Source organism: Sphingosinicella soli (assembly GCF_014199685.1).
GTDB classification, from domain to species: Bacteria; Pseudomonadota; Alphaproteobacteria; order Sphingomonadales; family Sphingomonadaceae; genus Sphingosinicella; species Sphingosinicella soli.
This window is the reverse complement of the sequence record NZ_JACHNZ010000041.1, coordinates 22,132-33,814: the sequence shown is the minus strand read 5'-3', so window position 1 is coordinate 33,814 and position 11,683 is coordinate 22,132. Positions and strand designations below refer to the sequence as shown.

General features: G+C 66.4%; 6 protein-coding genes and 1 tRNA gene. 3 read left to right on the top strand and 4 right to left on the bottom strand.

Annotated elements, in window-relative coordinates:
* Positions 1-55: 55 nt before the first annotated feature.
* Complete coding sequence (locus GGQ98_RS14920) at positions 56-475, bottom strand: Arm DNA-binding domain-containing protein (protein WP_184070920.1); 420 nt, start codon at positions 473-475, stop codon at positions 56-58.
* Positions 476-634: 159 nt separating this feature from the next.
* A tRNA-Leu gene (locus tag GGQ98_RS14915) sits at positions 635-719 on the bottom strand.
* 353 nt (positions 720-1,072) lie between these two features.
* Here GGQ98_RS14915 and GGQ98_RS18695 point away from each other — a divergent pair.
* Complete coding sequence (locus GGQ98_RS18695; RefSeq protein WP_341534227.1) at positions 1,073-1,966, top strand: pseudouridine synthase; 894 nt, start codon at positions 1,073-1,075, stop codon at positions 1,964-1,966.
* Positions 1,963-2,505, top strand: coding sequence for a 16S rRNA (guanine(966)-N(2))-methyltransferase RsmD (gene rsmD / locus GGQ98_RS14905; RefSeq protein ID WP_184070915.1), 543 nt, complete (start codon positions 1,963-1,965; stop codon positions 2,503-2,505). The genes GGQ98_RS18695 and rsmD overlap by 4 nt, the downstream gene beginning before the upstream one ends.
* Positions 2,506-2,514: 9 nt before the next feature.
* Here rsmD and GGQ98_RS14900 read toward each other — a convergent pair whose 3' ends face one another.
* Positions 2,515-5,640, bottom strand: a complete 3,126-nt coding sequence (locus GGQ98_RS14900) for an AsmA family protein (RefSeq protein WP_184070913.1) — start codon at positions 5,638-5,640, stop codon at positions 2,515-2,517.
* A 69-nt stretch (positions 5,641-5,709) separates the two neighbouring features.
* Here GGQ98_RS14900 and GGQ98_RS14895 point away from each other — a divergent pair, with 69 nt between their 5' ends.
* A complete protein-coding gene (locus GGQ98_RS14895; protein ID WP_184070911.1) occupies positions 5,710-7,998 on the top strand; it encodes an ATP-dependent helicase in 2,289 nt (762 codons plus the stop codon).
* Between the two features lie 179 nt (positions 7,999-8,177).
* Here GGQ98_RS14895 and GGQ98_RS14890 read toward each other — a convergent pair whose 3' ends face one another.
* Entirely contained in the window at positions 8,178-11,669 is a 3,492-nt protein-coding gene (locus GGQ98_RS14890; protein ID WP_184070910.1) for an indolepyruvate ferredoxin oxidoreductase family protein, read from the bottom strand.
* Between the last annotated feature and the right edge of the window lie 14 nt (positions 11,670-11,683).

Genomic DNA, 11,683 nt, shown 5'->3' with positions numbered 1-11,683 from the left:
GAAAACCAGGCCGCTGCCTAAACCATCGAAATGAGGGGTCCCTATTGGACGCCGATCACCCCGCTAACGGGGTCCCTTTTGCACGCCGGTCCACAAGCCAGCGGATTTTCGCCAGCGCGGGGCTTGAAAGGCCTTCGCGTTCGTTCTTGAGGTACCATTCCTCGGCAATCGCCCGGAACGTGTTGCTGGCGGCAAGCTCCGCACGCATCTGCTCCAGCTTCCGCTCCTCGGACGGGTCGAGCCCGGCCGCGAGGGTGCGACGGGCTTCGTCGCGCTTCACGCGGGCTTCGGCGAGGCTGAGCAACGGCCACTCACCAAAGGAGAGTGTCTTCTGCCGCCCCATGTATGCGTAGTTCATCCGCCAGAGGCGGGTGCCGCTCGGCTTTACGAGCAGATAGAGGCCGTGCCCGTCGCCGAGCTTGTAGGGTGTGTCACGCGGTTTCGCGTTGCGGATCGCCAGCGCCGAGAGTCGCATGGTACCTCCTTCCGGAGGGCAACTCGATACCACGAATAATACCATGGTATCGTCATGGTATCGGGTGAATTTGCCCGATTAAGTGCGGACACCATAGCAAAAATAATATAGGAAAACCAGTCACTTGACGGACGGAAATGGACGTCCACGGACGGTCTCTGGTGCCCCCGGTCGGACTCGAACCGACACTTCTTGCGAAACTCGATTTTGAGTCGAGCGCGTCTACCAATTCCGCCACAGGGGCACGGCGGCATGCCACTAGCGGAAAGTGGCGGGCTTGCCAATTCCCTGCTTCCGGTTCAGTTGGGCAGCATGTCGAAACCTCCTACCCGTTCCGGGCCGCCCCGCCGTCCATCGAAAGCCGGCGGCCCTGCCCGCCCGCCGCGCGACGGCGCTCCCCGGCGTCCGCGCCCTCCTTCGGACAGCCGCGCTGATGAGCGTGCAATCGACGGCCCGCGCGCCGGGGAGCGTGCCGGCGAGCGCCGCGCCGCGCGCCCGGATCGTGAGAGGCCGCCCCGGGAACGGACACCCCGCGAACGCCCCCCCCGGGAGCGGACGCCCCGCGAGCGGACCGCCGATGAACGCCCCGGTAAACCCGTGGGTGAACGCCGGCCGTATCCGGGCCGCCGACCCGACGGTGACGAACGCCCTTCCCGCCGCGCAGACGGCCGCCCCTCGCGCCGTACCGACGAGCGCCCGGCACGGTCCGACGAGCGTCCGGCGCGGCGCGCCGAAAGCTCCGTAGCGCCCGCAACGCATCGCACGGGCGCGCCGCAGCGCATCGCCAAGCTGCTGGCGCGCGCGGGTGTCGGCTCGCGCCGTGATATCGAGCGCATGATCGAGGAGGGTCGCATCGCCGTTTCCGGCACGGTCCTCACCTCGCCCGCGCTCAACCTGACATCGCTTGCCGCAGTCACGGTGGACGGCAATCCCGTCGCGGTCACGAGCGCCACGCGGCTTTACCGCTTCTACAAGCCTACGGGCTGCCTGACGACCGCGCGCGACCCCAAGGGCCGCGCGACGATCTACGACCTGTTGCCCAAAGACCTGCCGCGTCTCGTCACCATCGGCCGCCTCGACATGAATACCGAGGGCCTGCTGCTGCTCACCAACGACGGCGAGCTCAAGCGTGCGATGGAACTGCCCGCAAACGCCCTGGTGCGGCGCTATCGCGTACGCGTGTTCGGCAATGTGAACGCGCGTTCGCTGGAGGCGCTGGCGGAAGGCGTGACCATCGAAGGCGTGCGCTACGGCTCCATCAATGCCGATATCGAGCACAAATCCGGTGCCTATGCGTGGCTCGTCATCAACATCACCGAGGGCAAGAACCGCGAGGTCCGCAAGGTTATGGAACATATCGGCCTTCAGGTCGCGCGGCTCATCCGCGTCGGCTACGGCCCCTTCGAACTGGAAGATTTGCCCGTTCGCGGTGTCGAACAGGTGCCCGACGATCTTGTCTCGCGGCTGCGGAGCCGCCTTCCCGCCAAATGAGGATCATTGCCGGGGCGTGGCGCGGACGGCCACTGGTGGCGCCTGAGGGCGCCGAAACGCGGCCGACCGCCGACCGCGCGCGCGAAACGCTGTTTTCGATGCTGACGAGCCGCCTCGGCACGTTCGAGGGATTGAACGTGGCCGACCTGTTCGCGGGAACGGGCGCGCTCGGACTCGAAGCCTTGTCGCGCGGGGCAGCGCACGCGATATTCGTGGAGACCGACCGCTCGGCGCTCGCCGCGATCAAGACCAACATCGCGAAACTGGGCGCGACGGACAAAACGATCGTGCTTTCCCGCAGCGCTGAAACGCCCGGCACCACGCCGATGGCGTGCGATCTCGTTCTGCTCGATCCGCCCTACGGCAAGGGTCTCGGCGACCGCGCGCTCGCCGGGCTGCGCAGTGGCGGCTGGCTAGCGCCCGGCGCGTGGATCAGCGTGGAAACGGTGCGAGGCGAAACGCTTGCGCCCGAAGGCTATACCGTGGACGCCGTGCGCGACGTGGGGAAGGCGCGACTGCATCTTCTGCGGCCCGTATAAGCCCTGATCCTACTCCTCCTCGGCGGGCTTTTTCTTCCCGAACAGCTTGCCGAGCCCCTTGCCGAGCGCGGTGCCCAGTTCGTCTTCGACGCTCTTCTGCGGCGCGGCTTCCGCTGGCGTTTCACCGTCCGCCACGGCGGCTGCCGGCTTCTTGCCGCCGATCAGGCTGCCGAGATCGAGCTTGTCGCCGCCGACCGCCGCCTTGATGCCGACAAGCGCGATACGCTTGCCGAACCAGGCCTGCAGCGGGCCGAGCGAGTATTTGACCTCCGGCACGGGGAGCGGCCCCTTGATGGTGGCAGGGATCGCGGGCGCATCCTTGTGGCTGCCGAGGCGGATGGTGGCAACGCTGTCCGCATACCAGGCGCCCATGTCCACATAGCCTTTCGCGGTCACACTGCCGCCGTCCATGTCGCTCGTCACCTTGTCGATGTTGAAGCGGCCGCCTTTGCCCGTCGCGTCGATCGCAAGCGTGCGATACTGCGTCTCGCCGCCTTTCAGCGCGGTGCCCGCGAACCTTACGAAGCTGTCGAGCGAACGCAGATCGTTCAGTTCTTCGTCGAGCGCCTTCAGGTTCACCTTGCGGATCACGCCGTTCGTTGCCGCCATACGCACCGGCCCGGCAAGCGACGACATCAGGGCTTTCTGCGAACGGCCGCGCGCGGAGATGCTCGCGGTCATGTCGAACGTGCCGGTCGCTGGCGTACTTGCCATCGCCGCTTTCAGGAACGGCTCGACCGGTACGCCGCTCAGCGCGATCTTGAGCGCCATGCCCTGCGCGTCGCCGGAGGTCAGAGCGCCGGACGCCGTGAAGGTTCCGCCGTAAAGCCCCCCCTTCAAGCCTTCGATATCGAGTGTTCCGCCCTTGCTGACGAGTGCCAGCGCCGGCTTTTCCAGTACGTAGGCATCGTAGATCGCGCGCTCCGCCGTCAGCGCGATCCGGCCGTTGAAATTGCGGATCCAGTCGAACGAGAGCGGCTCGGAAGACCAGCGCGCGCCCTTTCCGGCCGCCGCCTCGGCAGCGCCGGTGCCGTCGTCGCCCATCAGCGCCAATACCGGCACGACGCCCGCCTTCAGCACGGCGTTCACCACCGGCACCGATCCGCCGGTGTTCACGGACGCATCGCCGGAAAGCGTCATGTTGCCGATCTTGCCGGCGATGCCGGTGATCTTGGCGGTATCGCCGGCACCCGTAATCTGCATACCGAGATCGAGCGGGCCGAGCTTTGCAGCGCGCGGCTCGTCCTGAAGCCTCGCCAGCACGGCGCCCGCTTCGGGGGCCCTGGCGGTTGCCGCGAGCTGGTATGCAACGTCCGGCTCGGTTCGCACCCAGCCGTTCAGGCCGATCTCGGCGCCCGCATAATTCACCGCGCCGCCGATATCGAGCTTGGCCATCGGTCCTTTCACGGTGATGGCGCCTTTCACGCCTTCGCCGGCAAGGCCGAGCGCGAGGTCTGCGGCACGCGCGGCGGAGAGCTTGTCGATGCTGCCTTTCGCGGTCACGCCGAAGCCCATCGCCTCCTGCACCACGGCCTGCGCAAGCGTCACCTTGTCGGCCCCGTAGCTTCCCTTCGCGGTGATGCCGCCGTAGCGGCTCCCGCTCATCAGCAGTTCGCCGAGCCGCACGTCGAAGTTCACCGTCCGCGCGAACGGCTCGCCGGATGCAGCGGTGGACTCTTTCGAAACCACGCGGTCCCAGTTCAGCCCCTGCAGGCCAAGCGTGACGTCGATCGGCAGCGCTTCGTCCATCGGATAATGAACCTTGCCGCCGACGGCCTTCCCATCGAGCGTTCCGCGGAGGTCGCCGAGCGTCACGGTATCGTCGCAGTATTCGATCGTGCCGCCGAGCGTCGCGGGCGGCAGCGACGTGTAACCGTCCGTCCCGAACGCCGCGAGCGTCTGCGCCGGGCGCGGCAGGCTGGTGCCGAAGCGTCCGCGAAAACGCGGTTTGCCGTCCGCCGCATCGAGCAGCCCGCGCACGACGGCGCTGCCCCCGCCCGCAAGCGCAAGCCGCGTATCGCCCAGCGTCACCACTCTGTTCGCCAGCTTCACGGGCGCATTCACCGCCCCGAGCTGCATCTCGCCGTAGCGCGCATCGTTCACGCGAACGAACACGTCGGCGTCGATGGTCTCGGGAAGTTCGAACGGTTCGTTATCCTCGCTCGCCGCGTCGGACATCCAGTCCGCCGCATTGATCGCATCGACGACCAGTCGGCCGCTGATCGCGGTGCGCGCGCCGCGTTCCACATCGAAAGCGCCGCCGAATTTCGATCCCGCGACCGTACCGGAGATATCCGCGATGCGAAGCGCCTCCATCGTCCCGTCGACGGTCGCCTTGAGCTGCACGGGCTTGGCGTAAGCGAGCGCCTTTGAAGCCTCGCCGCCGCTAAGCGCGGCAAGCAGGTCGCCGAGCTTTTCACCGCTGAGCGTGAGCCTGCCTGAAACGGGTGTGGCGGCATCGCCTTCCGCTTCGCCGATCCGTCCCGCGAAGGCCACTGTCCCGGCGTCGGCAAGCGTCGCGTCCAGCTTTACGCCGCCCTGCTCGTAGCCGGCCTTCAGCGTCACCGGCATGGTGCCGTAGCGCAGCGAACCCTCCACCGTGTACGGCCCCGCAGCGCTCGCGATGGCCACGTTCATGTCGATATCGTCGATGCGCGTCGGCTCGCCCTGCGGCGACTGCAGGATGAACGTGCCCTTCTCGACCCGGAAGTCCTCGATCGAAAGTTCACCGCCCGAAGATCCCGTCTCCGCCTTCGCGGGATCGGACCAGTTGCTCGTGCCATCGGCATAGCTGATGAGACGCACGACAGGCGTTTCGAGCGCAATGTATTTCACTTCGGCACGCTTGGAGAGAAGCGGCAGGAACGCGACTGCGGCGGAGAGCTTTTCCGCTTTCACCAGCGGCTCGCGGCTCGATCCGAACCCCGTAACGGTCAACCCTTCAGCGGAAAGGCGCGGGCTGGGCAACAGCGAAAACCCGATGTCGCCCGACACATCCACGTCGAAGCCCGTCGCTTCTTCCACGGCCGAAACAAGCTGCGGCTTGAACCAGTTCCAGTCTATGAAATAGGGCACGATCGCAACGACCGCCGCCGTTCCCGTCACCGCACCGAACCCGATCCATGTCTTCCGCATCTTGCTTCCGTTCACAAAATGTTCTTCACGCTGGCCAAGACAGCATCATAGAGACTATCACAGCATATCATGAGTGTATCCGTTCCCATGACCCGAGGCGATGAACCCCCCTATCTCCAGGGACTGAACGCGCCGCAGCGCGATGCCGTGCTCACGACCGAAGGCCCCGTGCTGATGCTGGCGGGTGCCGGCACGGGCAAAACGCGCGCGCTGACCTCGCGGCTTGCGCACATCATCTACACGCAGCGCGCGTGGCCCTCCGAAATCCTTGCGGTCACCTTCACCAACAAGGCGGCGCGCGAGATGCGCGAGCGGATGCACAGCGTCATCGGCGATGTGTCGGAGGGGCTGGGCTGGCTCGGCACCTTTCACGCCGTCGCCGCGAAGATGCTCCGCCGCCACGCCGAGCTTGTGGGGCTGAAATCGAACTTCTCGATCCTCGATACCGACGATCAGATCCGCCTGCTGAAGCAGATCATCACCGCCGCCGATCTCGACGAGAAACGCTGGCCCGCGCGGCAGTTCGCGGGCGTCATCGACAAGTGGAAGAATCGCGGCTGGACGCCGGAGACCTTGCCCAAGGACGAGGTGTGGGCGTTCGCGGACGGCAAGGCGGGCACGCTCTACGCCGCCTATCAGGCGCGGCTCGTGGCGCTGAACGCCACCGACTTCGGCGACCTGCTGCTGCACATGCTGACGATCTTCGCCAAGCACCGCGACGTGCTGGAACAGTATCAGACGCGCTTCCGCTACATCCTCGTCGACGAGTATCAGGATACCAACGTCTCGCAGTATCTGTGGCTGCGCCTGCTCGCACAAAAGCACAAGAACATCTGCTGCGTGGGCGACGACGACCAGTCGATCTATTCGTGGCGCGGGGCCGAAGTCGCCAACATCCTGCGCTTCGAGAAGGATTTTCCCGGCGCCAAGGTGATCCGCCTCGAACAGAATTACCGCTCCACCGGCCACATTCTCGGCGCAGCGGGCGGCCTCATCGCGCAGAATGCGGACCGCCTCGGCAAGACGCTGTGGACCGAGGCCGACAGCGGCGAAAAAATCCGCGTGCTCGGCGTGTGGGACGGCCCCGAAGAAGCCCGCCGCGTCGGCGAGGAGATCGAAAACCTCCAGCGCCGCGGTGTTTCCGCCGACCACGTCGCCATCCTCGTGCGCGCGCAATATCAGATGCTGGAGTTCGAAGAACGCTTCGTGCGCGTCGGCATTCCGTTCCGCATCATCGGCGGGCCGCGCTTCTTCGCCCGCCTCGAAATCCGCGACGCCCTCGCCTACTTCCGCGTCGTCGCCCAGCCCGCCGACGATCTTGCCTTCGAGCGCATCGTCAACACGCCCAAGCGCGGCCTCGGCGACAAGAGCCTGCAGCGCCTCCACCAGTTCGCCGCCGCCACGGGCGCACCGCTCTCGGTCGCCGCGTCGGACATTGCAGGCACCAACGAAATCCCGCCCGCCGCGCGCAAGGCGCTCGCACAGCTTTCGGAGGATTTCCGCCGCTGGCGCGGGCACCACGCGGACAAGATGCCCCACCCGGAGCTTGCCCGCATCATCATCGAGGAATCGGGCTATCTCGCCATGTGGCAGGCCGACCGCTCCACCGAAGCGCAGGGCCGCGTCGAAAACCTGCTCGAACTCACCCGCGCGATGGAAGAGTTCGAATCGATGGAGGCGTTCCTCGAACACGTCAGCCTCGTGATGGACAACGAGGAATCCCGCGACGAACCCAAGGTCACGATCATGACGCTGCACGGCGCGAAGGGGCTGGAGTTCGACCATGTCTTCCTCGTCGGCTGGGAGGAAGGCGTCTTCCCCTCGCAGCGCTCGCTCGACGAAGGCGGGCTCAAGAGCCTGGAGGAAGAACGCCGCCTCGCCTACGTCGGCATCACGCGCGCCAAGCAGGAAGCAACGATCCTCCACGCCGCGAACCGCCGCGTCTACGGCCAGTGGACCTCGTCCATCCCCTCACGCTTCGTCAACGAGCTGCCCCGCGAGCACATCGAAGCCGAAACCTCGCTCTCCGGCGGCGCCTCGCTGTGGCGCGCCGCGCTCGACGAACGCGATCCCTTCGCCGATGTAAGCCGCGCCACGCAGCGCGGCCACGGCCCCGGCTGGCAGCGCGCCCAGACCTACGGCCGCCCCACCCGCACGGCGACACAGATCGACGCGAAACCGGTTTCGGTCACCGTCGGCGCCCCGCCCCGCCGCGACCTTTCCATCGGCATGCGCGTCTTCCACCAGAAGTTCGGCGGCGGCACGATCAAGGCGATCGAAGGCAACAAGCTGGAAGTCGCGTTCGACCACGCGGGCGAAAAGCGGGTTCTGGACAGTTTCGTCGAGGTGCAGGCGTAACCCGCCTTGCCTCGGTTCAGGAATCTTTAGCTCGACGGGGACACGCGTGACTGCGGTACAGTGTTCCGCCCAGATCATGACTCTGGCAGCGCTGTCCAGATAGGTAAGCGGAGAGGCTTCCCGATATCGGGCGATAGTGTTCCCGACATAGGGGGAGCCCAAAAGGCCAGCTTGGCCCTCTATCGCCGCACGACTTCCAATTGCGCAATGAGCTTATCGCGCTTCGCGGCAGCAACTTGGGCCTGCGCCGCCCGCACATGGCCGTAGCCCCGGATCGATTGGGGCAGCGACGCGAGCTGTGTGACGGTCTCCAGGGTTTCGGGGCCAAGATCGGCCAGCGCAGCGCCAAGATCGGCTTCGTACCGGGCGAGGAGCTGGCGATCGAGGACGCGATCGGACGTGTTGCGAAACGGATCGAGCCAGCTTCCACGCAGGCCCCGCAGGCGCGCCATCACCTTCATGGCCTGCAGCACCCAGGCTCCGGCCTCACCCTTGATGGGCTTGCCGCTGTTCGGGTCTTTCTTGGCGAACGGCCAGACGCCCAGTTGAATGCGCAGCCGGATCGGTCCTTCGAACTCCGCCTCCAGCGCCGCACGGAAGTCGGGGTGCGAATAGAGACGCGCGACCTCCCATTCGTCCTTCACCGCCAGCAGGCGGTGGTAATTGTGCGCCACCGCTTTGGTGAGCGCATCGCCGCCTGTGAGGCCGGCTTCGAGCGTCCGCACCTTTTCGACCAGCGCGGTGTACGCGGGCACATGGGTCTCGCCGCTGTGCGCCCGCAAATGTTCGACACGATGCGCGACGATCTGGTCGAGCCCTTGAGTCTGGCGCGGCACGAATGGGATAACCCTGGCCGGCTGCCGGTCGTGCAGATACGCCTCCACCGCCGACAGATCGTGGGCGGCGCGGCGCCCCCAGAGAAACGCCTCCTTGTTCATGGGCACGGCCGCGCCGTTGAGCTCGATGGCCCGCTCGATCGCCGCCCTGCCCAAAGGAACGAGCCCGCATTGCCAGGCCGCGCCCAGCATGAACATATTCACCCCGATCGGATCGCCGACCAACGCAGTGGCCAGACGCTGGCCATTCATCAACACAAGACCGGCCTTGCCCACCGCAGCCTCGATCCGCGCAATGAGTGCCTTCGGATCGACCTGCCAATCGGGGTTGCGCGCGAAATCACTGGTGGGCACGAGTTCCGTCGATACAACCGCGCGTCCGTGACCGGCCGGCAGGCTCGCGAGCGCTTCGTCCGACGCCGCGACAATAAGATCGCAGCCGATCAAGGCATCCGCCTCACCAACGCCAATGCGCGTGGCGTGGAGCATCTGGGGATCGGGCGCAAAGCGCACGTGGGAGGTCACGGCCCCGTATTTCTGGGAGAAGCCGGTTACATCGAGATTGGAGCTGTAGCGCCCTTCGAGATGCGCTGCCACGGCCAGGGTCTGGCCGATGGTGACAACGCCCGTCCCGCCGATACCGCCGATCAACACACTGTGCACGCGTTCGAGCGGCGCGATGTCAGGCTCGGGCAGGGCGTGCGGATAGGGGCGAGAGGGGGCGCCTGTATCGACACGCGCAGCTGCCCGTCGCAGCCTGCCGCCCTCGACGGTGACGAAGCTGGGGCAGAACCCTTCCACGCAGGAATAGTCCTTGTTGCAGGTGCCCTGGTTGATCCGGCGCTTGCGGCCGAGTTCGGTCTCGAGCGGCTCGATCGACATGCAGTTTGAAACCGCGCCGCAATCGCCGCAGCCTTCGCAGACGGCTGCGTTGATGAACGCGCGCTTGTCGGGGTCAGGCAGCTTGCCTCGCTTGCGTAACCGCCGCCTTTCCGCCGCGCACGCCTGATCGTACAGGATCACCGACACGTTTGAATATTCGCGGAACTCGCGCTGCACGGCGTCCATCGCGGTGCGGTGATGCACGCTGACGCCCTCGGGCAGAGACACTCCGGCATAGCGATCCGGCTCGTCGGTGACGACCGCCATCTTGCGGATGCCCTCTGCCGCGAAGCCCGCGAGGATCTGCTGCGGGCTGAGGTTGCCCTCGACAGGCTGTCCCCCCGTCATGGACACGAAGCCGTTGTACAGCACCTTGTAGGTGATCGGCACCTGCGCCGCGACGGCCTGGCGGATCGCAAGATATCCTGAGTGCGCCAGCGTGCCATCGCCGATGTTGGCGAACACGTGGCGCTCGGCGGTGAACGGCTGCTGGCCGAGCCACATCACGCCTTCGGCGCCCATATGCGACCAGGTGGTGGTTTGCTGCGGGTTCACCAGCAGCGCCATGCTGTGGCAGCCGATGCCGGCCAGCGCGCGGCTGCCTGCTGGCACCTTTGTCGAGCGATTGTGTGGGCAGCCTGAGCAGAAGCCGGCCACACGCGTCGGGCCCGGCACCTTCGCGGACGGGCTGACGGGCTGCGCGGCCACCGGCGCATCGTGACCCAGCACACGGGCCAGCACGTCGGCCACCATCGTGGGGGAAATCTCGCTGGCGTTCGGAAACGCGACGTCGGCGCGGCCCGGCTCGAACGGCCCGGCCTCGAAACTCTTGCCCACCAGACGCGGTGCGTCGGCGCGGCCATAGAGGATGGTGCGCACCTGGTCTTCCAGCACGGGCCGCTTTTCTTCGACCACCACGATGGTGTGCAGCCCCTGCGCAAATTCGCGCACGATCTGCGGATCCAGCGGCCAGACCAAACCGATTTTCAACAGCTTGAGATCGGCGAACCGGCTTTGCTCGCCACCCGCCGCCTCACTGTTGCGCCCCAGCGCCTGCAGAACGTCTTGCCACGCCTTGCCCGCCGCAATGACGCCGACACCGGCCCCGTGCGGCGCTGCGACGATGCGGTTGAGCTGATTGGCCCGCGCATAAGCGAGCACCGCGGCATGCTTGTGGTTGTACAGCCGATCTTCCTGCGGAAGCGGCATGTCGAAGCCGCGAATGTTATAGCCCGCGCCGAACGGGTCTCTGGGCTGGCTCGGCGGTTCGGGCATGGTGATTGCGGGAGCGTCCGCGCCCACGTACACCGATCCGCCGCCTTCGACGACGTCGGTCACCACCTTCATGCCCACCCAGCAACCCGAAAAGCGGCTCATGGCGATGCCATGAAGGCCGTAGTCCAGCAATTCCTGCGTGTTGGACGGGTAGAGCACGGGAATGCCAACGGCCATGAGGATGGTATCGGAGAAGTTGGCGACCGAGGAGCTTTTCGCCCCGTGGTCGTCCCCCGCCAGGCACAACACGCCGCCCTTCGGCGATGTGCCGGCCTGGTTGGCATGGCGCAGGACATCGCCCGAACGATCGACGCCCGGGCCCTTGCCGTACCAGATGCCGAAGACGCCCTCGACCTTGGCACCCGGGAAGGTGCCAACGTACTGCGCGCCCCAAATCGCAGTGGCGGCGAGGTCTTCGTTCAGGCCGGCGCGGAACACGATGTTCGCGTCCTTGAGCGCCTTGTCGGCGGCCCAGAGTTCCATGTCATAACGGCCCAGTGGCGACCCGCGGTAGCCCGAGATGTAGCCGCCCGTATTCCATCCGGCCGCATCATCGCGCGCGCGCTGCTGCAGCGGCAGGCGCACCAGCGCCTGTATGCCTGTCATGTAGACCCAGCCGTCCTTGACCCGGTAACGGTCGTCCAGCGTCTCGACGTCGCGGGCCAAAGCGGTTTCCAAGATCGTTCTCCTAA